The sequence below is a fragment of the Aquimarina algiphila genome (assembly GCF_947494415.1).
GTDB classification, from domain to species: Bacteria; Bacteroidota; Bacteroidia; order Flavobacteriales; family Flavobacteriaceae; genus Aquimarina; species Aquimarina algiphila.
Genome location: NZ_CANLVC010000009.1, coordinates 422,582 through 448,855 on the forward strand (window position 1 = coordinate 422,582; position 26,274 = coordinate 448,855).

General features: G+C 33.8%; 25 protein-coding genes. 10 read left to right on the plus strand and 15 right to left on the minus strand.

The genetic code is table 11. From position 1 onward, the window contains the following. Positions 1-34 precede the first annotated feature (34 nt). The 4 genes from PQF96_RS23310 (at position 35) to PQF96_RS23325 (ending at position 6,616) form a co-directional block, all read left to right on the plus strand. Positions 35-805 (plus strand): 5'-nucleotidase C-terminal domain-containing protein, encoded by a 771-nt coding sequence (locus PQF96_RS23310; protein ID WP_271768802.1) that lies wholly within the window; start codon positions 35-37, stop codon positions 803-805. Then, on the plus strand, positions 795-1,712 hold the full coding sequence (locus PQF96_RS23315; protein WP_109437917.1) for a bifunctional metallophosphatase/5'-nucleotidase: 918 nt from the start codon (positions 795-797) through the stop codon (positions 1,710-1,712). The genes PQF96_RS23310 and PQF96_RS23315 overlap by 11 nt, the downstream gene beginning before the upstream one ends. Positions 1,713-1,800: 88 nt before the next feature. Continuing rightward, complete coding sequence (gene pbpC / locus PQF96_RS23320; RefSeq protein ID WP_271768804.1) at positions 1,801-4,152, plus strand: penicillin-binding protein 1C; 2,352 nt, start codon at positions 1,801-1,803, stop codon at positions 4,150-4,152. A gap of 184 nt (positions 4,153-4,336) precedes the next feature. Beyond that, positions 4,337-6,616, plus strand: a complete 2,280-nt coding sequence (locus PQF96_RS23325) for a GEVED domain-containing protein (RefSeq protein WP_271768806.1) — start codon at positions 4,337-4,339, stop codon at positions 6,614-6,616. 94 nt (positions 6,617-6,710) lie between these two features. On the opposite strand, the gene PQF96_RS23330 is transcribed toward PQF96_RS23325, so the two are convergent. The 5 genes from PQF96_RS23330 to PQF96_RS23350 all read right to left on the minus strand — a co-directional run bounded on the left by PQF96_RS23330 (position 6,711) and on the right by PQF96_RS23350 (position 10,711). After that, positions 6,711-7,241, minus strand: coding sequence for a YciI family protein (locus PQF96_RS23330; protein ID WP_407933698.1), 531 nt, complete (start codon positions 7,239-7,241; stop codon positions 6,711-6,713). Positions 7,242-7,321: 80 nt separating this feature from the next. After that, on the minus strand, positions 7,322-8,227 hold the full coding sequence (locus tag PQF96_RS23335; protein ID WP_143917349.1) for a hypothetical protein: 906 nt from the start codon (positions 8,225-8,227) through the stop codon (positions 7,322-7,324). 309 nt (positions 8,228-8,536) lie between these two features. Continuing rightward, the gene (locus tag PQF96_RS23340) at positions 8,537-9,442 is read right to left on the minus strand and encodes a hypothetical protein (RefSeq protein ID WP_271768809.1); all 906 of its coding nucleotides are present in this window, start codon (positions 9,440-9,442) and stop codon (positions 8,537-8,539) included. A gap of 138 nt (positions 9,443-9,580) precedes the next feature. Continuing rightward, positions 9,581-10,048: a CYTH domain-containing protein gene (locus PQF96_RS23345; RefSeq protein WP_271768811.1), complete on the minus strand. Its 468-nt coding sequence runs from the start codon at positions 10,046-10,048 to the stop codon at positions 9,581-9,583. Between the two features lie 3 nt (positions 10,049-10,051). After that, positions 10,052-10,711 (minus strand): Rossmann-fold NAD(P)-binding domain-containing protein, encoded by a 660-nt coding sequence (locus tag PQF96_RS23350; RefSeq protein ID WP_271768814.1) that lies wholly within the window; start codon positions 10,709-10,711, stop codon positions 10,052-10,054. Between the two features lie 115 nt (positions 10,712-10,826). Here PQF96_RS23350 and dinB point away from each other — a divergent pair, with 115 nt between their 5' ends. Beyond that, entirely contained in the window at positions 10,827-11,933 is a 1,107-nt protein-coding gene (dinB, locus tag PQF96_RS23355) for a DNA polymerase IV (RefSeq protein ID WP_255412248.1), read from the plus strand. Between the two features lie 2 nt (positions 11,934-11,935). Here dinB and PQF96_RS23360 read toward each other — a convergent pair whose 3' ends face one another. Next, entirely contained in the window at positions 11,936-13,081 is a 1,146-nt protein-coding gene (locus PQF96_RS23360) for a methionine aminotransferase (protein ID WP_143917352.1), read from the minus strand. 206 nt (positions 13,082-13,287) lie between these two features. Between PQF96_RS23360 and PQF96_RS23365 the strand changes: the two genes are divergently transcribed. The 4 genes from PQF96_RS23365 to PQF96_RS23380 all read left to right on the plus strand — a co-directional run bounded on the left by PQF96_RS23365 (position 13,288) and on the right by PQF96_RS23380 (position 17,161). Next, positions 13,288-13,947, plus strand: a complete 660-nt coding sequence (locus PQF96_RS23365; protein ID WP_109437926.1) for a succinate dehydrogenase cytochrome b subunit — start codon at positions 13,288-13,290, stop codon at positions 13,945-13,947. 12 nt (positions 13,948-13,959) lie between these two features. Further along, entirely contained in the window at positions 13,960-15,975 is a 2,016-nt protein-coding gene (locus tag PQF96_RS23370; protein WP_109437927.1) for a fumarate reductase/succinate dehydrogenase flavoprotein subunit, read from the plus strand. A 7-nt stretch (positions 15,976-15,982) separates the two neighbouring features. Continuing rightward, positions 15,983-16,729: a succinate dehydrogenase/fumarate reductase iron-sulfur subunit gene (locus PQF96_RS23375; RefSeq protein WP_109437928.1), complete on the plus strand. Its 747-nt coding sequence runs from the start codon at positions 15,983-15,985 to the stop codon at positions 16,727-16,729. 279 nt (positions 16,730-17,008) lie between these two features. After that, positions 17,009-17,161 (plus strand): hypothetical protein, encoded by a 153-nt coding sequence (locus PQF96_RS23380; RefSeq protein WP_271768817.1) that lies wholly within the window; start codon positions 17,009-17,011, stop codon positions 17,159-17,161. Between the two features lie 115 nt (positions 17,162-17,276). On the opposite strand, the gene PQF96_RS23385 is transcribed toward PQF96_RS23380, so the two are convergent. From PQF96_RS23385 to PQF96_RS23400, 4 genes are all read right to left on the minus strand, one after another. After that, positions 17,277-17,465 (minus strand): hypothetical protein, encoded by a 189-nt coding sequence (locus PQF96_RS23385; RefSeq protein ID WP_143917353.1) that lies wholly within the window; start codon positions 17,463-17,465, stop codon positions 17,277-17,279. An 84-nt stretch (positions 17,466-17,549) separates the two neighbouring features. Continuing rightward, positions 17,550-18,359, minus strand: a complete 810-nt coding sequence (locus PQF96_RS23390) for a Rossmann-fold NAD(P)-binding domain-containing protein (RefSeq protein WP_271768820.1) — start codon at positions 18,357-18,359, stop codon at positions 17,550-17,552. A 2-nt stretch (positions 18,360-18,361) separates the two neighbouring features. Further along, the gene (locus tag PQF96_RS23395) at positions 18,362-18,727 is read right to left on the minus strand and encodes a hypothetical protein (RefSeq protein WP_109437931.1); all 366 of its coding nucleotides are present in this window, start codon (positions 18,725-18,727) and stop codon (positions 18,362-18,364) included. Beyond that, positions 18,720-21,110, minus strand: coding sequence for a M28 family peptidase (locus PQF96_RS23400; RefSeq protein WP_271768823.1), 2,391 nt, complete (start codon positions 21,108-21,110; stop codon positions 18,720-18,722). The genes PQF96_RS23395 and PQF96_RS23400 overlap by 8 nt, the downstream gene beginning before the upstream one ends. 225 nt (positions 21,111-21,335) lie before the next feature. Between PQF96_RS23400 and PQF96_RS23405 the strand changes: the two genes are divergently transcribed. After that, a complete protein-coding gene (locus PQF96_RS23405) occupies positions 21,336-21,806 on the plus strand; it encodes a CBS domain-containing protein (RefSeq protein ID WP_109437933.1) in 471 nt (156 codons plus the stop codon). A gap of 8 nt (positions 21,807-21,814) precedes the next feature. Here the strand turns inward: PQF96_RS23405 and PQF96_RS23410 are convergent, their stop codons facing one another. The 5 genes from PQF96_RS23410 to PQF96_RS23430 all read right to left on the minus strand — a co-directional run bounded on the left by PQF96_RS23410 (position 21,815) and on the right by PQF96_RS23430 (position 26,262). Beyond that, positions 21,815-22,384, minus strand: a complete 570-nt coding sequence (locus tag PQF96_RS23410; protein ID WP_271768826.1) for a hypothetical protein — start codon at positions 22,382-22,384, stop codon at positions 21,815-21,817. A gap of 133 nt (positions 22,385-22,517) precedes the next feature. Then, positions 22,518-22,868 carry a DUF2116 family Zn-ribbon domain-containing protein gene (locus tag PQF96_RS23415; protein ID WP_109437935.1) on the minus strand — a complete coding sequence of 117 codons (351 nt, stop codon included), beginning with the start codon at positions 22,866-22,868 and terminating at the stop codon, positions 22,518-22,520. A 61-nt stretch (positions 22,869-22,929) separates the two neighbouring features. Then, on the minus strand, positions 22,930-23,832 hold the full coding sequence (locus PQF96_RS23420) for a histone deacetylase family protein (RefSeq protein ID WP_271768829.1): 903 nt from the start codon (positions 23,830-23,832) through the stop codon (positions 22,930-22,932). Positions 23,833-24,073: 241 nt separating this feature from the next. After that, the gene (locus PQF96_RS23425; protein ID WP_271768833.1) at positions 24,074-24,628 is read right to left on the minus strand and encodes a hypothetical protein; all 555 of its coding nucleotides are present in this window, start codon (positions 24,626-24,628) and stop codon (positions 24,074-24,076) included. 161 nt (positions 24,629-24,789) lie between these two features. Next, positions 24,790-26,262 (minus strand): hypothetical protein, encoded by a 1,473-nt coding sequence (locus PQF96_RS23430; protein WP_271768836.1) that lies wholly within the window; start codon positions 26,260-26,262, stop codon positions 24,790-24,792. Positions 26,263-26,274: the final 12 nt, after the last annotated feature.

The following is a 26,274-nucleotide window of genomic DNA, read 5'->3' on the forward strand; positions in this document are numbered from 1 at the left end:
TTTTTAGTACCATTGTCAAAACATCAAAAAGATAATGAATACCAAGTTTTATATACCTATACTCAGTCTTTTCTTTTTAGCAAGTATTTCTGCCTGTAAACAAGAACCTATTACGGTTAGTAAAGTTTCGACAAGGCAAAAAAAGATTGATTCTACAATAGCTACAGATAAAACGATAGATTCATTTATAAAGCCGTTTAGAAATCACCTCAATAAAACATTAGATTCTACCCTTTGTATTGCGACAATTACCTTTACCAAAAATGATGGAGGGTTAGAAAGTACTCTGGGTAATCTTATGGCTGATATTTCATTACAACTTGCACAGCCTATTTTTAAAGAAAGATATCATAAAGAAATCGATTTTGTGTTGTTCAATCATGGTGGTATGCGGGCACCTATACTTAAAGGAGCAGTAACCTCTAGAGCTGCTTTTGAGCTGATGCCTTTTGAAAATGAACTAGTAGCCGTAGAATTATCTTATGAGAAAGTAAAAGAATTAATTTCGTATCTGGCAGAAAAACAAAGGGCACATCCAATCTCGAATATACAATTAAGCATACTAAAAGATGCAAAAACAAGTAAAGAGGTAACGATTAATGGTCATCTTTTACAAGAAGGGAAAAATTATATTGTCCTTACTACAGATTATTTGCAGCAAGGAGGGGATAGTATGAATTTCTTTAAAGACCCAATCCAATTATATAAAATAGATTATAAACTCAGAAATGCTCTGATAGATTATTTTAAATCAGTAGATACATTGCAGGTAAAACTGGATAAAAGAATGCATTATGCAAAATAGAAGAAGATTTATACAGCAAATGGCTTCGGCAACAGCTTTTGCCAGTTTGGGAGGATTAAGTTTAGCATCTTGTAGCCAACCGATATCAAAAAAGATTACGGTACTGCATAGTAACGACGTACATAGTCAAATTGATCCACTACCAAATAACCACTCCAGATACCCTGGTTTAGGAGGATTTGCCAGAAGAGCTTCTGTAATAGAGCAGGTTCGAAAACAAAACCCCAATACGATCTTGTTAGATGCGGGAGATATATTTCAAGGAACTCCCTATTTTAATTATTATGGAGGAGAAATAGAATTTAAATTAATGTCTAAGTTAGACTATGATTTGGCTACTATTGGAAATCATGATTTTGATAACGGCATCGATGGATTTTTAAGCCAATTACCAAATGCTACTTTTGATTTTGTTTCTGCCAATTATGATTTTACAAATACGGTTTTAAATGATCTTGTAAAACCTTATAAGGTGCTGATTCGAGATGGAATTCGTATTGGAGTATTTGGATTAGGCGTTGAGCTGGAGGGGTTAGTTAATAAGAATTTATATAAAGAAACCGGATACCTTGACCCCATTGAAATAGCACAGGATATGTCCCGAATTTTAAAGGAAGAAGAACACTGCGACCTTATTATATGTCTTTCTCATATAGGATATGATTATAAACGTAATCCAAATAGAGTTTCAGATTTGCATTTGGCAAAAAAAACAAAAGACATAGACCTTATTATTGGTGGCCATACACATACACTATTACCTGAACCTACAATCGTGGATAATGCTTTGGGAGAAAAAGTGTTAGTGAATCAATGTGGTATGGGTGGAGTATATATTGGGCAAATTGATTTTTATTTTGATAGTACGGGAGGCAAGACTTTTGAAGGAAAATCTATTGAAGTTTAATTCTTTTTGAAAGAAATTATAATAGATACGCAATGATACTAGAAGATTTTGTGATTTCTAAAGATTAAATTTAAAATCTAAACTGATATTGCTTCAAAAATTAAAAACCTATATAAAAAGACATCCAAAACGCTTCATTCTTCTGGGAATAGTATTGGTATGGTATTATTTTTTATTACCTAAGCCTTTATTTGTCGATCCAACTGCAACAGTAATCGAAACCAGAAATGGAGAACTACTAGGAGCCAAGATTGCTAATGATGGGCAATGGCGTTTTCCCGAAACCGATAGTGTTCCCATAAAATTCGAAAAATGTATTATTGCTTTTGAAGACCAACAGTTTTACCGTCACCTTGGGTTTAATCCTGTGGCCATGGTTGAGGCTATTGGCGAGAATATTAGAGCAGGTAGGGTTGTTCGCGGCGGAAGTACACTTACACAACAGGTAATTCGACTTGCTCGAAAAGGTAAGAGACGTACTTATTTTGAAAAGTTAAAAGAGTTAATATTGGCAACGCGTCTAGAATTAGGAACTTCTAAAGAAAATATTCTAAAACTATATGCTTCTCACGCTCCTTTCGGAGGAAATGTTGTGGGAATTGATATGGCGTCGTGGAGGTATTTTGGATTACCAGCACATCAATTATCATGGGCAGAAAGTGCAACATTGGCTGTTTTGCCTAATGCCCCTTCATTAATCTATCCCGGAAAAAATCAAATTCGTTTACAACAAAAGAGAAATCGATTATTACATACGCTATTGCAAGAAGGTACTATTGATTCTTTAACCTATGAGCTATCCATAAGCGAAGAATTACCTCAGAAACCATATTTTCTACCGCAAACCGCTAAACATTTATTAGAAAGACTAGCAAAAAAATATAATGGAGAACGAATCCAGACAACCATTGATCCAATACTGCAAAAACAAGTTAATCAGGTTGTACAAAAACATTACGAAGTATTAAAACAAAATGAAGTACATAATATGGCTGTTTTGGTACTGGATGTTGATACTAGAGAAGTGTTGAGCTATGTGGGTAATACCTCTACAGATAAAGCCCATCAGAAAGACGTAGATATTATTCAGGCAGGACGAAGTACAGGAAGTACATTAAAACCATTATTATACGCAGCTATGATGGATAAGGGTGAATTGTTACCAGAGCAATTGGTTTCAGATATACCTACTGTAATTTCTGGGTATAGCCCTAAGAATTTTGATGAAAGCTATAGCGGTGCCGCCCCAGCCAATAGAGCATTGGCACGGTCATTAAATATTCCTGCAGTTCGATTGTTACAACAATACGGATTGCAGCGATTCAGAGATGAAATGAATGCCTTTAAAATTAAGGATTTAAAGTATAGTGCAGATCACTATGGTTTATCTCTTATTGTAGGTGGTGCCGAGGGTAACCTATGGGATTTATGTAAAACATATGCAGGTTTTGCTGGAACATTGAATCATTATCAGGATACTTCTAGTGAATATTTCACCAAAGAATTTACAGAACCAATCATCTTAGCAGAAAAGAAGGTTGACTTTGGTAAAAAAACACAACAGAAATCTGTATTTGGTGCCGGAAGTATCTGGTTAACTTTTGAGGCGATGAAAAAAGTAAATAGGCCAGAGGGAGATGAAGCATGGGAATTTTATGACTCCTCAAAAAAGATTGCCTGGAAAACAGGAACTAGTTTTGGTAATCGAGATGCTTGGGCGATAGGAAGTAGCAAAAAGTATGTTGTTGGTGTTTGGATTGGTAACGCCGACGGAGAAGGACGACCAGAATTAACAGGGCTAAATGCAGCTGCACCAGTGTTATTTGATGTGTATAATCTGCTACCCAATTCAAAGTGGTTTTTGACTCCGTATGATGATTTGGTTCAAGTAAAGGTTTGTTCTAAAAGTGGGTTTTTGGCAGGGAGTAATTGCCCAACTAAAGAAATGTATGTGCCAATTTCGGGAGATCGAACGAATCCGTGTCCTTATCATCAATTAATTCATTTAGATGCAACTAGACAATACAGAGTAAATTCCTCTTGTGAACCCGTAGCTAATATGACTCATACACCCTGGTTTGTATTACCTCCCTTACAAGAGTACTTTTATAAGACTAATAATGCGGATTATAAATCATTACCGTTATATAGATCTGATTGTACAAAAGAGTCTCAGGACCGAATGGATTTTATTTTTCCAAAACCCAATAGTAGTGTGTATCTTCCCAAAGGCTTTGATGGTAAGACAAATGAGGTTGTGTTTAAAATTGCACATACTAATCCAGAAACTCAAGTATTCTGGTATATCGATGATCATTTTATTGGTGCTACAAAACAATTTCATGAAATGCCTGTATTCGCTAATCCAGGAATGCATATCATTACCGTTTTGGATGAAAAAGGAAATGAATTGAAAAGGAGCATAGAAATCAAGGAATAGTGTTTATCTGTAGTATTATAAATTATTGTTTTTTTCTTAATTAAATTAAAATTAGTACTAAAATTTGTGTTAAAAACGAATATGTGTTAAATATTTAACAATTATCTTCTTACCTTAAGTAGTGTATTTTATGAATTAACCAGCTAATTTTTAATTTATTACACAAACCTAACTCTTAAAACCAATGAGAAAAACAATTGTATTGCTTGGCATAGCTATATGTTCAAGCATTAGTGCCTATTCGCAAATAGGTCAAGGAGGAGAACCAGCGTTCTCAAATGAAAATATTGCGAAATCTAGACAAATTCCTAGTGTAACATTACCTGGGCTGGATATAGCAAAGCTTTTAAAAGAAGATGAACTTGAGTCGAGTAAAGATGTACCAATGCGCTTTGCCTATCCTCATGAAACAAACCTAAATCCAAATAATTCTGGGAAATGGTATACTAATTCTAAAGGTGATCGATACTGGTTAATTGAGATTGAATCAAAGGGGGCCTTGTCACTTAACCTTACATTTTCAAGTTTTCAAATTCCTGAAGGAGCTAAGTTATTTATCTATAATGAGGATAAATCAGATGTTCGGGGAGCTTTTACATCTGCAAATAATAAAAATTCAAAAAGATTAGGTTTAGCTCCTGTAAAAGGGGATAAACTTATCGTTGAATATTTTCAGCCGGCACGTATTAAGGGACTTCCTGATTTAAATATTTCTACAGTCGCTCATGACTATAGGGGTATTATGGGAATGGCAAAGGCTTTTGGTAGTTCTGGGTCTTGTAACAATAATGTAGTTTGCTCTGAAGGAGATCCATGGAGAGATCAAATTAGATCTGTTGCATTAGTAATATTAGGAAACGGAACCCGATGGTGCTCAGGATCTTTAATCAATAATACTGCAAATAATGAAACGCCATATTTTTTAACAGCGAATCATTGTACCGCTGGTCGTGATGTGACCAACTGGGTTTTTGTATTTAATTATGAATCTCCTGGTTGCAGTAGCTCTGACGGTTCAACGAGTCAATCTATATCTGGTTCTCAGATGATGGATAGTGGTTCTGGTTCTGATTATGCATTATTAAGACTTTCTTCTACACCACCATCCAGTTATAATGTATATTACTCGGGATGGGATGCTACAGGAAGTATTCCTACACAAACCACAGGTATTCATCACCCTGCCGGAGATGTAAAGAAAATATCATTTGATAGTGACCCATCATCTATTTCTGGATATTTAGGAGGGCAAGGAACCTCACATTGGCAGGTTACAGATTGGAATGACGGGACTACCGAAGGAGGATCATCTGGTTCTGCTCTTTTTGATCAAAACAAAAGGATTGTTGGTCAGTTACATGGTGGATATGCTGCTTGTGGTAATGACAGAGGAGATTGGTATGGCCGTTTATCAGTTACATATCCAAACATCTGTCAATGGTTAGCTCCTGGCTGTACTACAAAGATAGTTAACGGTTTTAATCCTGGTAGTGGGGGAGATACACAAGCACCATCTGCGCCTTCAGGATTGACAGCATCTAATGTAACAGCCACAACATTATCATTATCATGGAATGCTTCTACAGATAATATAGGTGTAACCGGGTATGATGTATATCAAGGTAACTCGATTACGACTTCAGTAACAGGAACGTCAGCAAATATTGCAGGATTAACATCGGGTACAGCATATCAGTTTAAAATAAAAGCGAAAGATGCTGCAGGAAATATTTCTGGCTTTAGTAATACAGTTAATGTAACAACTACAAGTGGAGGTGTTACGTATTGTTCTGCAAATGGAAATAATGCAACAGAAGAATATATCAGTAGAGTTCAACTAGGATCTATTGATAAAACTTCTGCTGCCGGAAATGGGGGATACAATGATTTTACATCAGAATCCACAAATTTATCTAAAGGAAGTTCAAATACGATTACTGTGACCCCAACGTGGCCCGGAACAACATATAATGAAGCCTATCGCGTATGGATAGACTATAATCAGGATGGTGATTTTGCAGATGCAGGAGAGCAAGTTTGGTCACAGTCATCAACCCAGGATGCTTCAGTCAGCGGAAGTTTTACAGTACCATCATCGGCTACTAATGGAGCTACAAGAATGAGAGTTATTATGCGATATAATACCGTTCCTTCTTCATGTGGATCATTTAATTATGGAGAAGTAGAAGATTATACTGTGGTTATTGGAGGATCTACTGCTAAACAAACGAATAGTGTATCGATTTATCCAAACCCAGTGACCAGAAATATACTTAATGTTTCTTTTGGAACACAATCAAAAGAAATTTCATATTCGGTGATAGATGTTGTAGGAAAAACAATCATTACAATAACCGATCAAAATAAATCTGCGATTGATGTCGGAGGTTTAAAACAAGGAGTTTATTTTTTGAAATTTACTGATGGAAATAAACAATATACTAAACGTTTTGTGAAGCAATAAAGTTATTTTTTGGCTGGATAATACATAAAATACTATAATAGAGAGTGAAGATTCTTAGATTTAATTAGGAATCTCACTCTTTTTTAATTTTTCATTACCTCAAAGGAAAACCTTTTGCCGCCCACCAGGGATGTATTTCAATAATTAAACGCCCTGATTTGACCATTGGATCCATATTGGCAAGACTATCTGCCATTTGTTGTGTAGGAGTATTATAAATAGTAATACCTCGAATATCACCATCATCTCCAAAAGGTCCAGAAATATCAGCAAACCCTTCTTTATACATTTTGCCTAAATGTCCAAGATGTAATTTTTGTAGACTATCTGCTTCTTCTTTACTTTGAGAACGATTAGGCCCTCTTTTTAGGAAGGCTATAAAATATTGTTGCATAATCACAGTGTCACCACTTTCCTCATCTACATAATCAAAAATTTCAAACCCATCTTTTAGTAACTGTTCTTTAATAGCCCTTGCAGAATGTTTTATTGATTCTACATCATCTACAATAGTATCTATTTTTTCAACGTGTTGTTCTTTGGGTTGTTGTTGGCAAGATATAGATACTATTAACATAAGAAAACCAAATAGCTTTGGTATAAGTGAAGTTCGTATTGTACTCATAACAAACATCTTTTATAAAATTAAACGCTATCAAATATACTGATTTGATAGCGTGTTTTTATAATGTAATATTATATGTTCTAATTAGCTTTATAAACAAGTCCTACAGAAAAAGAAGATGCTCTATCATAATTTCTACCTTCCATATTAACAGCATATCCTGTCGAAATCCCAAAGTTATTTTTATATACAGGAACATATAGATCCAAATTAAGATTGGTATAGTCGACTTCTGTCTCGGGTAAAGCTCTGGCACCACCGGCAGCTATAAATTCTTGAGAACCTATGTCAAATCCACTTAAGGAATTTTGAACACCTATTTTGGCATGAGCATAAAACCATTTATTGTAATATCCAAGTTTAGCACTGTACATTAAAGCATTAGGAACTTCAAAATCTGAATTGTTTTTTAAGCTATAGACTGCTTGTAACTCTACAAATAGATTTGACGGAGTTGTAAATTGTACAAATCCGCAACCATCAAAAACGGTAGCACCACTACCTAATGATAAAATCCCAGCTTCTTCATATCCTCCCACAGGAACAGTGATACCAGTTGCACCTCCCAGCGCAATTTTTGCATTATTGTTGAATTTTTTATCGATAACTTTAGCCTTAAGAAAGACATTTAAATCCTGGAAACCTTCAACTTGACTGGTTCCCTGAACCGGGTCTAGGGCACCTGTTTCATTTTCAATAGATATATATGGTACGGTCGCAGATGTAGATAACCAATCTAAAATTCCATATTCTCCATAAACGCTATAGATCGTGGATGATATTGTACCCATATTTGCAGGATTATTTTTGGTAGCAGTTTCTCCTCTAAAAAAGTTGTCATAACTTTTATAGGAGTAAGATGAGGCTATTGTTAAATCCTTCTTTTTTGGAAAAAAACCATTTATAATGGTCTGGGCTGTAATGGATGAAACAGATAATAAAAATACTATCAAAATCATCTTGTTGAAGCTTGTAAAGTTGTTCATAATATTTATGTTATTGGTTAGCCTGACTGAAAATCAACCCGTAATTAGCACACTGTAAGCGTTAATATTATGTGAAAGTAAAAATTTAAAGTATAAAAAAAATCCACAAAAAACAAATTTAACCGATAAAGTGCGGTTTTACCATTAAGGTTTAACGGTAGCTGTAGCTTTCTTCTCTAGGTGAGTCTTTTTATCTATACGAGTTTTTTTACTTTTAAAGTATAAACATCAAAGAATGGTAGTGCTATGAATATCTAATCACCATCATATGGATTATGACGATGATTAGATGATGTGTAAATATGATATTTATCTTGCAGTATAGACTAAACCAAAAGAGATTGCAGATTCTTTATTATAGTTTCTTCCATCAAGTGTAGTCCCATAACCTGCAGAAACACCAATACTATTTTTATATACGGGGACATAAAAATCAAAAGAGAGGTTTGTGAAATCCACTTCTGTTTCTGGAAGAACAGCTGCACCTCCTGCAGCACCAAATTCTGGAGTTCCTATATCTAATCCAGACATAGAATCCTGTATATCTAATCTAGCGTGCAGATACAGAAACTCATTATGATATCCAATTTTTGCACTATATAACATAGCATTGGGGATATCGAAGTTGTCACTATTTCTAAGACTATATCCTAATTGGATTTCGCTAAAAATTTTAATCGGAGTAGAATATTGAAAAATAGCAGATCCATTAACAGTAGTTGCTTCATTACCAAGAGAAAGTACTCCCGCTCCTTCATAATTGCCAACGGGAAATGTCATTCCCGAAGCACCTCCCAGGCTTATTTTTGAAGAATTGTCGAATTTCTTTTCCAGAATTCTTGCTTTTAGAAAAATACCTAAATCCTGTACACCATCAACCTGATCAACGTTTTGAATTGGATCAAGTTCTCCATCCTCACTTTCAACACTAATATATGGTAAGGTAACCGTAGTCGATAACCAGTTTAATATGGCATATTGCCCATAAAAAGAGAAAATAGATGAAGAAATCTCTCCTAAACCTGCTGGATTTCCTTCTGATAATGTAGAACCTCGGTAAAATTGATCATAGCTCTTGTATCCATAACTAGGAGCAATTGTAAATGTGTTTTTTTCAGGATAAAATCCATTAACAGGAATTTGGGCAAGAATGGTTAAAAAAGGGCAGAGAAATAGTACTATCCCCAGAAGGGATTTTTTTGATTTGTGTAACATAATTGTAATTTTTGGTTAATAATAAGTCCGCTTAGACGTACTAAAAAACTATGCCTTACGAGCAATTTATGTTACACTTTTGTTAAGGTTTTTTAATACCTTGTTAATCAATGCGAAAGACTTAAAACGCTTACTTTTTTACCATAATGTATATGGTTTTTTACTTAATTGAGAATTATAATATCGAGAATCACCCGTGACCTCATTTCCAATCCAATTAGGTTTAAGAAAAGATTCATTTTCATCACTTAGTTCGATTTCTGCAAGAATTAAACCATTGTTTTCTGCAGAAAAGACATCTACTTCTATAGTGTGATGTCCAGAAGGTATTTCGTATCGAATTTTTTCAATTATTCCTTTTTCACATAAGGGTAAAAGTTGTTCTGCTTCTTTGACAGAAATCTCTTTTTCCCATTCAAACCGAGAAGTGCCAGATGCATTACTAATTCCTTTGACGGTGATAAAAGCCTGTTCTGCTTTTATTCTAACTCTAACAGTACGTTCTGGATGTGTATTAAGGAATCCTTGGACGATTCGAGTACTTTTTTGAGCTTCATTTTTAAAATTCTCGGATGTGACCAGAAACTTACGTTCTATTTCGATCATGAGTTATTTAGTTTTGGCGATTGTATATATTTCATCAGAAACAATTCTTTTTTGATCAAACTTATGATTTGCCAACCAAATCATAGATGAAACGATCGTTTCAGGATCAATAGTACGATATTTTTTCATTGCACCTATGAGCAGTGGATTAAAAACCTTCATGATTTGCTTAAAAAAATACTCTCCTGGTCTTTTTTCATTTCTTTTTCCTCCAATAAGCGAAGGTTGCAAAATGTGGGTTTTTGGAATTTCTAAAGCAAGAACTCTTTCTTCCATTTCACCTTTGGTACGATTATAAAAGACTCGACTTTTTGGATTGGCACCTAATGCCGAGATTATCAGTAAAGTACTAATGTTATTTTTCAAACATAGTTGAGCCGTATCTACTGGAATTCCGAAATCAATTTTATGATATAACTCCTTATTTGGGGTTTTGGCATTTGTAGTCCCAATGCAACAAAAGACTTCATCTGCAGTAAAATTTTTGGAATGATCGTTTAATTGAAACATATCAATCAAATATTCTTCTATTTTTGGATGGGATATATTAACACTCTTTCTTGAAAAAAGCTTGATCTTGTCATACCTATTGTCATGAAGAAGTTTTTGTAATAAAACTCCTCCCGTAAGTCCGGTTGCGCCCAGTATGATAGCTGTTTTCATTAAAAGGGTTAGATTTTAGGTTCTTTAAAAACGAGAAATTAATGCATCATAGACAAATTAAACATACGATAAAGATATTATAATTTGAATCACCAATATCTATTATTTTTGTATTGTGGAAGAAGTAAGGGCACATAGAAAAATTATTCATGTAGATATGGATGCATTTTATGCTTCTGTTGAGCAAATGGATGACCCCAAACTTAGAGGAAAACCTTTGGCAGTAGGAGGAGCAGGCAAGCGCGGAGTAATAAGTGCAGCCAGTTACGAAGCTCGCGTATTTGGTGTGCGGTCTGCCATGCCAGGATTTAAAGCAAGAAAATTGTGCCCTGATCTCATTTTTGTTCGGCCACGATTTGATAGATATAAGGAGATTTCGTCTCAGGTTCGTAAAATATTCTTTGAGTATACAGATTTAGTAGAACCGTTATCACTGGATGAGGCTTATCTGGATGTTACAGAGAATAAAAAAGGAAATCCGAGTGCGACATTAATTGCCCAACAAATACGGAAGCAGATTTTTGATGAGGTGGGCTTAACAGCCTCTGCTGGGATATCCATAAATAAATTTATTGCAAAAGTTGCTAGTGATTATAATAAACCCAATGGACAAAAAACAGTAAACCCCGAAGATGTAATTGAGTTTTTGGAAGTGTTAGATGTTAAAAAGTTCTACGGTGTGGGTAAAGTAACTCAAGCCAAAATGTATCAAATGGGAATCTATACAGGCAAAGATTTAAAATCTAAATCTGAAGAATTTCTTACCCAGCACTTTGGTAAATCGGGAGGGCATTATTACAGAATTGTACGAGGAATTCATTTGAGCGAAGTAAAACCTAATCGAGAACGTAAGTCTCTTGCAGCGGAGCGTACGTTTAGCGAAAATATTGCTTCAGAAATCTATATGCTTGAGCGGTTAGAAAACATTGCCGAAGAATTACAAAAACGTTTAAAGAATAACAAAGTTTCTGGCAGAACGGTTACATTAAAGATCAGGTATAGTGATTTTAGCCTTCAAACACGAAGTAAAACTTTACCTTATTTTGTTAGTGATGCTGATATTTTGTTAGAAACAGCAAGAGAGCTATTATATCAGGAGAAAATGAGAGATTCTGTACGTTTACTCGGGATTTCACTGTCTAATCTCAATACAGGTAAAGAAAAAAGAAAAGAAAAGGAAAAAGAAGAAGTAGAGATTATACAGTTACGGTTTGATTTTTAGATTCAAATTTTACATAAAACCTCAGCAGCACGTTTTAAAGTATCTTCAGTTTTTGCAAAGCAAAATCGCAAAACCTTATCATCTTGTTGGTTTAAATTAAAGACTGAAACTGGTATTGAAGCGATATTATGTTCTTTGGTTAGTCTTTCAGCAAAAGCCACATCTCCTTCATCTGTGATTGCTGAATACTTTAATAACTGAAAATAGGTTCCTGATGCTGGAGTAAAAGAGAACCTGGAATCTTTAACAAGAGATAAAAACAAATCTCTTTTTTCTTGATAAAAATTTGGGAGAGAAAGGTAGGTGTCAGCATTTTTTAAATACTCAGCCAAAGCATATTGCATAGGATGACTACTACAAAAGACATTAAACTGGTGAACCTTTCTAAATTCTGCCATCAATTCCCTGGGAGCGAGACAATAACCCATTTTCCACCCTGTGGTATGAAATGTTTTTCCAAAAGAAGCTGTGATAAAAGAACGCTCGGCTAATCCCGGAAATTTAGCAGCGCTTTGATGCGCTAGGCCATCAAAAATAATGTGCTCATAGACTTCATCACTCAATAAAATAATATCAGTGCCTTCTAATAGTTTTTCTAATTGCAGCATGTCTTCTTTAGATAAAATACTTCCACTGGGGTTATGCGGTGAATTAATAATCACCATTTTGGTTTTAGAAGTGATTTTTGTAGCTACCTCTTGCCAATCTATAGTAAAATCAGGCATTGATAGTTGTATGGGAACGATCGTTCCTCCAAATAACTCAATAGAAGGTTCATAAGAATCATAAGCTGGTTTAAAAATAATTACTTCATCATTAGGACGTATAAATGCCGAAATGATAGTAAAAATAGCTTGTGTAGCGCCAGAGGTTATAGTAACCTCTGTGTTGGGGTTATAATTGCTTTGATATAGCGTGTTCGTTTTTTGAGCAATTATTTCTCTAAGAGATAATAATCCTGGCATTGGAGCATATTGATTGTGGCCTTTTTTCATTGCAAGAGTCACAAGGTCAATAAGACCTTTATCGGTTTCAAAATTTGGAAACCCTTGAGATAAATTTATTGCCCCATATGTATTAGCTAAAGTGCTCATTACAGTAAATATGGTGGTAGAAACCTCAGGAAGCTTAGAATTGATATTTTTCATAGGGTAAAATTAACATTATTGTAAAAAAAAGTATTGTTTTTTGTTTAAAGTTAATTATAGATTTCAAACGTTTTAGTGAAGAATAGTAAACAAAGTTTTTTCTTTTTTATATTCATTATAAATAGTGAAATAAACACAAGCTAAAACTTGGCTAAAATGGCACTGAGCCCTATTTTTGTTGAACAACTAATTAAACATTTTAAATAATGGGTGGATTGATAAAATCTTCAATAGCTAGAAAAGTTGCCATGGCACTTTCGGGACTTTTCTTAGTTTTTTTCTTATTACAACACTTTACTATCAATTTCACTTCAATTTTCAGCGAAGATACCTTTAACGAATTATCTCATTTTATGGGTACAAATCCGTTAGTTCAATTTGTATTGCAACCGGTATTGATTTTTGGAGTAGTTTTTCATTTTGTAATGGGTTTTATTTTAGAAATTAAAAACAGAAATGCCAGAGCGGTAAAGTATGCTAAGTATAATGGAGGAGCAAATGCTTCGTGGATGTCTAGAAATATGATTTATTCTGGATTAGTAGTTCTTGCATTTTTAGGATTACATTTCTATGACTTCTGGGTTCCAGAGATGGTTCATAAATATGTAGATTTTGCGCCGGAGGACCCAACACGATATTATACAGAATTGTTGCATAGATTCGAAAGCCCGGTGCGTACTGGGGTATATATACTTTCATTTGTGTTTTTAGCGCTTCATTTATGGCATGGGTTTGCCTCTTCGTTTCAATCTGTTGGATTTAACAATAAATATTCAGTAGGAGCAACTAAGTTTGCCAAAGCTTTTTCAATTGTAATCCCTTTAGGATTTATTATTGTAGCTATAGCGTTACATTTTACTCATTAAAAATACCACAGTATGTCAATTTTAGATTCTAAAATACCTGAAGGTCCACTGGCAGATAAGTGGACAAAACATAAAAACACAATTAACCTGGTTAATCCTGCTAACAAGCGTAACATTGATGTTATTGTTGTTGGTACAGGATTAGCAGGAGGAAGTGCGGCAGCAACTCTAGCTGAACTTGGTTATAATGTAAAAACATTTTGTTATCAGGATTCCCCTCGTCGTGCACACTCGATTGCTGCTCAAGGAGGAATTAATGCCGCTAAGAATTATCAGGGAGATGGTGATTCTAACTATCGTTTGTTTTATGATACAGTAAAAGGAGGAGATTATAGATCTCGTGAGGCAAACGTATATCGATTAGCTGAAGTTTCTGGAAATATCATCGATCAATGTGTTGCACAAGGAGTTCCTTTTGCTCGTGAATATGGTGGATTACTTGATAATCGTTCTTTTGGAGGAGTTTTGGTGTCCAGAACATTTTATGCCAAGGGACAAACAGGTCAGCAATTACTTTTAGGAGCGTATTCTGCAATGAATCGCCAGATTAATAGAGGAAAGATACAGGCATTTAACCGTCATGAAATGCTGGATTTAGTAAAAATCGATGGCAAAGCAAGAGGGATTATAGCACGTGATTTGGTTACCGGAGAAATAGAAAGACATTCTGCTCATGCGGTTGTTTTGGCTACTGGTGGGTACGGAAATGTATTCTTTTTGAGTACTAATGCAATGGGAAGTAATGTAATGGCAGCTTGGAGAGCACACCGTAGAGGAGCATTCTTTGCAAACCCTTGCTATACGCAGATTCACCCAACGTGTATTCCGGTTTCGGGAGATCATCAGTCTAAACTAACGTTAATGTCAGAATCATTACGTAATGATGGACGTATTTGGGTGCCAAAAAGAGTAGAAGATGCAGAAGCAATACGAGCTGGTAAATTAAAACCAACACAACTATCAGAAGAAGAGAGAGATTATTACCTAGAACGTCGTTATCCTGCATTTGGTAACCTAGTACCACGTGATGTGGCATCTAGAGCAGCCAAAGAGCGTTGTGATGCTGGTTTTGGTGTAAATAAAACAGGAGAGGCTGTGTATCTTGATTTTGCAGCGGCTATCCAACGATACGGAAAAGAAAAAGCATTGACTTCTGGAATGCATAATCCAACAGCAGATCAGATTCGGGAATTAGGAGAAAAAGTTATCGAAGATAAGTATGGTAACTTATTCCAGATGTATGAAAAAATCGTTGATGAGAATCCATATAAAACTCCAATGATGATTTACCCCGCAGTACATTATACAATGGGGGGATTATGGGTTGATTATAACTTACAAACTACTGTGCCTGGGTGTTATGCAGCTGGAGAAGCGAATTTTTCTGATCATGGTGCAAACAGACTAGGAGCATCAGCATTGATGCAAGGATTGGCAGATGGATATTTTGTATTACCATATACAATCGGAGATTATTTATCTCATGATATCCGTACCGGAAAAATCCCAACAGATACACCAGAATTTGATCAGGCAGAGAAAGATGTTAAAGATCGTATCGAAAAATTAATGAGCGGATCCGGAGAACATTCTGTAGATTATTACCATAAGAAATTAGGTAAGATCATGTGGAACAAATGCGGAATGTCTCGTAATGAAAAAGGACTAAAAGAAGCGATTGGAGAAATTGCAGCATTACGTGAAGATTTCTGGAAAAATGTAAAAGTTCCTGGAGAAGCAAATAGCATGAATCCAGAATTAGAAAAAGCAGGAAGAGTTGCAGATTTCTTAGAATTAGGAGAGTTGTTTGCAAAAGATGCTTTGGATCGTAATGAATCTTGTGGGGGGCACTTTAGAGAAGAGTCAGTAGAGCAGGATGGAGAGCAAAAAGGTGAAGCCTTACGTGACGATAAAAACTTTAAGTATGTATCTGCATGGGAGTATAAAGGAGAGCCTAAAGATGCTAAGTTGCATAAAGAAGATTTGGTCTTCGAAAATATTGAATTAAAAACACGTTCTTATAAATAAAAAAGCTATGAATCTTACACTAAAAATATGGCGTCAAAAAGACGCTACTTCAAAAGGAGCGATAGTAGACTATCAAGTGAAAGGAATTGAAGGAGACATGTCTTTTTTAGAAATGTTAGACGTGTTAAATGAGCAACTCATTACTAAAGGAGAAGAGCCGGTAGTATTTGATCATGATTGTCGAGAAGGTATCTGTGGTGCTTGTTCATTACAAATTAATGGAGAACCGCATGGACCTGATCGTTTGGTAACTACTTGTCAATTACATATGCGTAAGTTTAATGATGGAGATACCATTTATATCGAACCATTTAGAGCAAAAGCATTTCCAGTAGTAAAGGATTTAATGATTGATAGAAGTGCATTTGATAGAATTCAGCATGCTGGAGGATACATTTCTGTAAATACTTCTGGTAATACGATTGATGCAAATGCAATCCCTGTAAATAAAGATGATGCCGATGAATCATTCGAAGCTGCAACCTGTATTGGTTGCGGTGCTTGTGTAGCAGCATGTAAAAATGCTTCAGCAATGTTGTTTACATCTGCCAAAGTTTCTCAGTTTGCATTGTTGCCCCAAGGACAAGTAGAAGCTACAGATCGTGTATTAGCAATGGTAAATCAAATGGATGAAGAAGGTTTTGGTAACTGTACCAATACTGGAGCTTGCGAAATCGAATGTCCAAAGGGAATTTCGTTAGAAAATATTGCACGTATGAATCGTGAATACTTATCTGCAAGTTTGAAAGGATAATAAAAACAACTTTTCTAAATAAATTAAGATCCAAACCTTTATAAGAGGTTTGGATTTTTTTATACACGTAATTATTGTAGCTCCAAAAATGAGTTCTAGATCTTCAACTTTCTAAATATGCAGAACTTCAATTTTTTTTAAAAGACTATAATTGTCAGAGCATTGTCAAGAATTTTTAACAAGATTAGGTAAGTTTTGATCGATCAATCAAAACAATGTATTAGGCGTAAACCGAAAAGCCTTTAAGAGAGTAGGTAATTACAATAAATTAAAAAGAATATGAATCAATTATTAATTAATACTATTAAAAAAGAAGAAATTGGTATTATCTCTAAAAAATCTCTACGGTCAGTAGTTGGAGGAACAGAGACTAGGCCATCTCTTTCAGAAATTACAATTACAAAGGAAAAGAAAATCCCTTCGGAAGAATAATTTCTTTTTTTAGATAGTTGTGATTGGTTCGTTGAACTAATTATATTAAAAAGCCCTCTGAAGAGAATCAATCTTCAGAGGGCTTTTTACATATCTTCAAAATGACTTATTTCATTCATCCTATACTAGTCTCAGCTGTGTTTCCTTTTCCTATTGCAGCATTTATAACTCCACCTTGTTCTATACTCGTGTTCATATCAAGATCACCACCAATAGTACTGTTCCCCCCAAAAATGCTTGATAAATTGTTTACTTCATAATTAGTAAAATTATCAATTGCAGTATTCTTTACTTGTCTTTTCATAATTTTGAATTTTAGTTCTGTGATTTTACTTGATTTAATCAATTGTACTTCAAGTTTAAGCTAAAAATGTATAGTATACAAATGTTATATATTTTTAGTGAATTGAAAAGAGAGTTGTGAAATCAGTTTTTTAGAATCAATTAATTTTCCTTTTGAAGGGGTTTCGAAATCATAATCTGGTTTGGGTAATCCCATTTGAGCACATACTTTTTCATAATAGATTGCTTTTTCTGGATGATCAGGGTACGATGCATTAAATACGGTATTCCAACTATGGGTTTCGATGATCTTTTTGATAATACCAATACAATCATTAAGATGAATAAGGTTTACTGGTGCTTTTGGGTTTTTAATACTTGTTTTGCGAGATAGCATATGGGCAGGATGTCGATCTGGCCCCAGTAAACCTGAAAACCGTATTATGGTAGTTTTGAAACTTTGATTGTTTTGCAGTAGTTTTTCAACCTGAAACAGCTGTTTTCCAGCGTTAGAAGTTGCGTTTGGTGTAGTTTCTTCAGAAACTAAAGGAAATCCATCTAAATCAGCAAAAACGGACGTAGAGCTCACGAAAAGAACATTTTGAATATCACTCTCTTCTATAAATGGAATAAGTTTTTGGATTTTTGCTACAAAATTAACTTCTGGGTTTCTCCTTAAACCGGGAGGAATGTTGATGATTAATGTTGTGCTTCCTTTTAAAAAAGAAATAATATCACCCGCTGGTCCCGATTCATAGAGGGAAATACAATATACATCTATCTCTTTATTCTTTAAGTACAGTAATTTGTTTTCAGAAGTAGTAGAGCCTTTTATTATATACTTTTCCTTTATTAAAGTTTCTGCGAGAGGTAATCCTAACCACCCTGTACCTAGAATGCTAATCTGTTTATTCATTTCTAATTGAAGTAATTTTTAAGCATAAATTCGGCAGAGGCATACTTATTTCTAATTTCTCTAATGTTATTTTTGGCATTATCTATTTTTCGTTTTTCATTATAATAAGAGCCTCCTATACCTCCGAAAATTAGAGCTAAGATACCTATAACTCCTGAAGGTTTTATTTCTTCTTCCAGATTTAGATCAGGTATTTCATTAATATAATTTAATACAAAATCATCTTTAATTATACTCAATAGAAAAGATTTTATTTCATCTGAATATTGAGCAAATTGTGAAATTTGCTCAAGACTGACTTTTTCTTTTATTAACCGATCAGCTTGCACTTGGATATCAGTTACTTGCCTTAGAATAGAATTATTCATTAGTAGTAGTCTGAGCAGGAGAAACGGAATCGATAACGGCATTATCCACTTTTATTTCTTTATATTTTTCTATGGCAAAACTTTTTTTGATGACCACAGCATCATTTAAAATAAAAGGTTTAGGCATCATATCTTTTTCTCTTGTAGGAATAGAGAAATGTTCATTTTTAAGTAGATCATATGAAGATTCGTATAAAATAAACTCGGGTAATGAATCTTTATGAAATCTCATTCGAAGTTCCAGTGGTTTATTTTTGCTGACAAAATAAGTGAGTAGATTTTGACTCCATCTTTTTGTAAATGCATTATAGGTATTGTTGTCAGAATAATTAAAATCCAGAGCAGTTTCATCATCAATATGTAATGCATCAAAATTAAACAGTGTTTTGGTATATAGATCGATTCTTTGGATATCCCTTTGAGGAGCAATACACAAATCCAGATGTCTCTGGTCACCTATAATGGTATCTTTACTGATATCCAACCTTGGTTGTGGTACTTTTTTTAGTGGTGCTTGATTAGCATAGGTAAAAGCTCTTCCGTATTTACTTTGTAACGTATTTGCATTATATGCTTCTGCAATATTTTCTTCGGGGTTAATATAATTCTCTGTCCAGGAATCAAGAATATTATCATAAGAAGCCCATACTGCCTTATTTTGATCTATATCCAAAACATAAACCAAACTGTTTGGTTTTTGACGTTCTTCTGTAAAATCGGATTTAAAATGCGCAATAATCAGAAAAACCAATGTGAATAATAAAGCAAGATTTCCTAACAAGTTTTTTCTTTTATAAAATGAAAATACAGGGAGTAACGCACCAAATAATAACACTGATAAAATTGAAGAAATAAAGATAATCTTAAGACCTAAGGCTACAGGAAAAGTAGCGATGAATGGCGATAAAATAAAAATAGATGGCACAGCCAAAACTACCATTAAAAATGGATTTGGCCTTTTTTGTCGAATGAGAACGAATAATGAAATCAGCCCAAAGAATACTATAATTATAAAATAACTAGCTCCTTTAAGGTATACTGCAGACATGGTAGAAACCACAAGCCATATAAATAAAGGTGCAATCATTAAACTCGGTGTTTTTACAGGAGTTTTAAATTTGGCATATACCTTAAAACAAACGGCTACCGCAAATAAGATAAAAGCAGAAATATAAACATATCCATTGTAGGTAAACCCATGCTGAATTTCTTTATATTGAGGATAAACAAGTTTAATTAATTGCCACATACCAAAAGATAAGAGTCCCGTAATACTCAATACCAAAAGGAACAAACCAAAACCTTTAAAAACAGTAGGAAAATCAATTCGATAGGTGATTTTACCATAGAAAATTAATCCTATAAATAGAAAGATAGCAATGCCAAGGAGTACAAATATCCAACTAAAAGGATATTTGATAAGATTAAAAACAGGTGCATTAAAATAAATATAATCACGATCCGATTTTAGATTGGTTAAATCTACTTCAGAGAAATAGGAGAGTAGTGGCATTAAGTAGCTTCCTTGGTGTTGTAATGTATTTTGATCAAGGTTTTGCCAAGTATCATTAGCAGTATGGTAATCAAAGTGATCATCAATAAAAGCAAAATTAAACCCTTCAATATCTCCTTGCTCTCTAAATACTGTAAGATCAGTATCATTGGGTAGCATTTTATAAATGCTGTATGCCAGAGAATTGGTTACGGGATATGATGCTCCGGCTTTAGAAAATTCACTGATCATTTTTCCATTCTTACCATTTGTCTCGATAAGCATATAAGAATTTCCTCCACTTCCTCTGGCTTCAAAATTAAGGGCAAGTCCAACATTTTTAGCTAATGGGTGTTTTTTAATAAAGAGATCGGCGCCATTAAGCCCTAGTTCTTCTCCATCAGTTATACAGATAATAATATCATTTCTTGGGACTTTGTTTGTTGCCAAATATGCTCGTATTCCTTCCAAAATTGTGGCAACGCCACTACCAGCATCACTAGCGCCATATGAGGAGTGTGGTGAGCTATCATAATGAGACATTAAGACTAAGGATTTGGTATTATCACTACCTTTAATTTTGGCAATAATATTTTGAGGGTTACTTATTCTACCAGTTTTAGAAACAGAGGTTCCTTTTTGGACTTCTGGCTGTAACCCCATCTTTTTTAACTCATTTATGATATACGTTTTAGTTTCTTCATGAGCTGTACTGCCCAAATAATGACATTCTTTAGCGATGTTTTTTACATGTTCTAAAGCTCGGAGTGTCGAAAACTCTTGTTTTGGTGTGTCAAGATCGGTTATTCGTTGTGGTTTGCTGCTGTAAAAGGTGTAGATTAATGAGATAATGATAAGGAGAAACGTAAGTAAAGAGGAAAACTTTCTCATGTGTGTGTATTGATTTATGCTAAAGGTAAGAAATAAGCCACAATTATTAAACTAATGCTAAATGAAATGAATATTAACTTTTAATGTATCAAGGGATTTAATAATTAGAATGAAATAATTATGAATGCATTAAAAATAGGGAGTTAAGAACGTAAAACTTAAAATAGTACTTGAATAAGTTATTGAGAATCACTATATTTAAGATTCACTAAATCATTAAATATTATGGGGATAATCAGTTTTCAAGGAGCCCGTTCCAAAACGAAGAAGCAAGATGAGAGTCCGATAAAAGTCTCGGATTATATGTCAAGAGATCTGATTACATTTAGTCCTAATCAGTCTGTAATGGAGGTCATCGAGACTTTGGTAAAGTATAAAATATCAGGAGGACCTGTTGTAGATGACAGTAATCGATTGTTAGGTATAATTTCTGAAGGAGATTGTATAAAACAGCTCAATGAAAGTCGATACTACAATATGCCTATTGATGATGCAACAGTAGAAAAATTTATGGTTAAAGATGTCGAGACTATAGATGGAAATGTTAATATTTTTGACGCAGCAAATAAATTTATCGAAACAAAGAGAAGACGTTTTCCGATTCTTGAAGACGGTAAGCTAGTTGGCCAGATTAGTCAGAAAGATGTTATGAAAGCAGCACTAAAATTGAATAGTCAAAATTGGTGGGAGAAGTAGTGTAATCTTTACACTTTTGCTTTTGGGTCATCTGTAATTAATAGCTTGTTTGTTTTATTACCAGATATAAATAGATTTTGAGTAGAGTATTTGTCAAACATGTGGTCAGATACTTTCCAATTTGCTGTACCCAAAACAGAAATTTCTTCGCCTATTTCTATAATTCCTTCTTGAAAATGCATTGTTTTATTAAAACCAAAAAAACCAGTGCTATCTTTACCATGAGAAGCGAGATAGTTTTCTAAAAATTTTGGAGGATCATTCAATATACCCGATTCACGTTTAACATCTTTTACAAGATGTACCATTTTATAATTTGAAGAAGAATAAGCCTGAACGATAGCTTTTTCACCAGAAGATTCAATACTAAAATCAATGGCTTTTTCTTCATTAATAATAGTATGCCAGGATTTATTTTTTCCTCCACTTCTTTCTTCTACTTTGATTTGGTAATAAACACATTTTCTTTTACTTATAGGAGAAATTAATGGCGTGTCAATGCAATGGGCTTTTCCGATAATCTTAAGGTACTCGTTTTCTTTTGCTAATTGTATCTGCTTAGAAGGTATTTTTTTCATGCTTCTAAGTATTTTATTTCGTTTACTGAAATAGAATGTAACGGCTACTATTGCTATAACTATGAGGACAAATAAAATAATATAAAACATAGCGTCTTCTGATGTTCGTACAGTGTAAATAAGAGGATGCATATTAACTATTTCGTTTTACTAAAGCATAGAATTCATTTTCTAAAGGAAGATAGCCTTGATCATATACAAAATAATAGGTGTTACCAGTTTTGGTAACATAAATGCTTGTGAAGTGTTGAAAATCAAAACCCTTTGCAATAAGTTTTGTTTTGGTTGTTTTTGTTTTGTCTTTAGGGTTAAGTTCTCCCAGAATGCGATAATTTTTACGCAATAGATTATTAATATTACGTACTAGATTTTTACTATCCTTATTTAACTGGTTGTTATAAGCATTACGACAGTAATCGCTACAGAATTTTTTATCTGCACGACCTACGATTTTATCACCACAGACAGGACATTCTTTTTGCATAGAAAAGAAAATTGAGAATCGAATATACGATAAATATCCGTTTACAAATGACTAATATGTTTTAAAAGAAAATATCTTGAGCTAATCTAAAGGTATTAGCATGTGCTTCAATAATGATTTTAATGTCTGGAGAATATCCACCTCCCATAGAACACATTACGGGAATGCTAAGATCTTTGCAGGTTTGCAGTACAAATCGATCTCGTTCTGCACAGCCATCAATAGTACACCCCAGCTTTCCTAACTTATCTGTAGCTAATATATCTACACCAGAGAGATAATAGATGAAATCAGGTTGTTGATCTTTTATAAGTTTGGGGAACCTTTCTTTTAGAATCTTAAGATAGGCTTGATCGTCGGTTTTATCAGGAAGGTCAATATCCAGGTCTGACTTTTCTTTTTTGAAAGGATAATTATTGGCTCCATGCATCGAAAAAGTAAACACAGAAGGGTTATTATCAAATATCTCTGCTGTTCCATTACCTTGATGTACATCGAGATCTACAATCAGTATTTTTTTTGCTAAACCTTGCTGTAGAAGATATTTTGATCCTATTGCTTGATCGTTGAGTAAACAGAATGCTTCTCCTCGATCGGTATATGCATGATGAGTACCGCCTGCTATATTCATAGCGACACCATGTTTAAGAGCATATTCTGAGGCTTTTATGGTGCCATCAGCAATGATTACTTCACGATTGACTAAGGCTTTAGATAGTGGAAAACCAGTTTTACGAACGGCTTTGGGTGATAAAGACAATGAAACAAGACTGTCATAATAAGCAGCAGTATGCACAGCCAAAATGTGTTTGGGATCTGGGATTTCGGGTTTAAAAAAATTTTCCTTGCTACAGGTTCCTTCATGAAGCAATTGCTCTGGTAATAGCTCGTATTTAATCATCGGAAAACGATGCTTCTCTGGGAGAGGGTGTGTATAAATAGGATGGTAAGCTATTTTGAGCATAAAAAAACTGTTAATTGACCACAGCTTTTAAGTTAATATCTATGGTTTTTTAAAAATTTAAAACTAGCTGCCAAATGTAACTCAAAAAAATCAAAAAAAATCACAACCGAGATGGCACCAATATATCATAAGATGATAATGCCAGATTTTTAATGAACACTTATACAAAAGTGTAGATTATAAAGATATTGAATAGTGTTTGTATTGTGTTTTTAGAGAGAAAATCACAAAATACAACTCTTTATCTCTTTCGACGTATTCTACGTTTACTTTGTACTACATTATCGAACCAATAAACTTCTTCGGATAAATTGTCGGAATAGTTTTTTGAGGGTTTCGTGTGATCTCTAACATCAAAAAAGATATCAATTTTAACTGAAGTAGTAGATTTTGGAGTGTCCGAAAAATTAAAAATAGCTGTGCGCCATGTATTTGCTTTTCCTGAATAGATAAAATCCTTTTCAACACCTTTTTGAAATTTTAATGTAATCATTCCCTTTGGCCTTGGCGAAAAAAAGTCTATACTAAAAAATCGTCCTTCGTCAAAGCTAATTGTTTGACCAAATTTATTTACAATAGTAGAACCCCAATATTGACATTCTGCAAATTCGATCACTTTTATGGCATTTTTTGATGGATTGATTCCATCAGTAACAGGATTATCATCTATATATGCAACAAGTTTTGGTGTATTGGAAGTGATATTTTGCGTTAATATAGCTTCAAAATCTAAATTCAATTGTGCACTCGCAAGGTTAAGACTCAGCAACGCGAATATTAAAATGTTTTTTCTCATGATTGACTTAATTTTGTTGGAAAATTACAAATCAGAGGAAGTATAATCTATACATATGATTAATTTTATATGATATATGTTTTTTACTAGTAAGTGTGTTAATTTAATAGTTATACTATTGGATTATGTATTGTTTTAAGCATGGTTAATATTACATGGGTTTAATCTTCGAACTTTCTAAGAAAGTATTTATGTAATAAAGAATCATAATATCCATAAACATAATATCCATTAAATTTGAATACGGTTTCAGCTTTTTCGTTATATATATCTTCAGAAAAATCCTTGATTTTATCAAAAGCATTCGTTGGCACTTCACCTTCTAGATGAGACATTTGTTCATCAAATAGACAATGGATACGAGTGGATATTGTTGATGCATAGCTAGCATAAGCATAATATGTTGGAGTCACAAAAGCATTTGTCATTCCAATAGCAGCACCCCCAACACCTCCAAATCCAACCATGGGGACACCTCCTGCTCTTATTTCTTTTACTCCTCCTAAGGTGAGTTGTATTGTATCTTTTATATAGTGAGCAGAAACTCCAATTTTTCCCGATGCGATTTTTCTCAAAAACTTTTGTGTTTTTTCCATTTCTCTATAACCATTATACATTGCTCCTTCCTGTATAATAGGTGTATTCTTAAATGTAATAGTGTCTTTTCTTTCTAAGGCTATTTCTTTAACGATTTCATTAGATGTTAGGTTGGTAGCTTTAAATTTCATTTGCCCTCTAATACCAATGATTTGATATAACCTGTTTCTTGATAGAAAAGAGTTCGATTTAATGAATATTTTATTATTTCTATTAATATCTTGTAATACAGGTTTTTCTATATTGGATATTTTATAATTAGCAACATCAAGATTAAGAGTTAATACTTGGGTATATTTATTCCCGTTGTCCAGTGTTACTATAATAGAATTATCGCGTTTATAAAGTTTGGTAGGTTTAGAATTCACTTCCAAGGAATTAGGAATATCATCTTCTATATATTCTGTATCAAATATAGCTTTGCTAGGACCTCCTTGAGATATTAAAAAAGACTTATATAATGATGTTATTTTATCATATTTATCAAAGAACTCTTCATTAGTGAGATCATAAGTTAAAGTCTCTTTTTCTCCATTTGGCTTTATCTTGTGGATATTTAGTATTGAAGTCTTTTTGGGTATGGCCAGGATAAAAATTTGATTTTTATAGATAAAAGCTTTTAGAAAACGTTCTGTTTCTGATAAAATTGGAGTAGTAATGAGCTTAATTTTTGCTTCTTTGGTGTCTATTTTAAGAAGCTCCAGTTTCTTTTTAGAATCATTCGATAGTAAAAATAGATATTCGTTTTCACCGGGATTTACTTTTTCTAAAATATTTTTAGCCTTTGACTTTGGTCTTTCAAATTTTTGTTGATCTATGATCTCAAAACCTGAATTGTACTTATTAAAATAAATATCTTTCCTGTCTGCAATGAATAGTGATAATTCGTTGCTTAACGAGTTAACAATCGGGATAGATTCTCTTCTTTCGCTTAGATTTGATTTTAAGCGCAGCTCATCTTTAGAAATTAATTCTTGTGAGAAAGAAAATAAGACAAAGGAAAAAATCGATATTAGGGTAAGAATATTTCTTTTCATAAAATAACATTA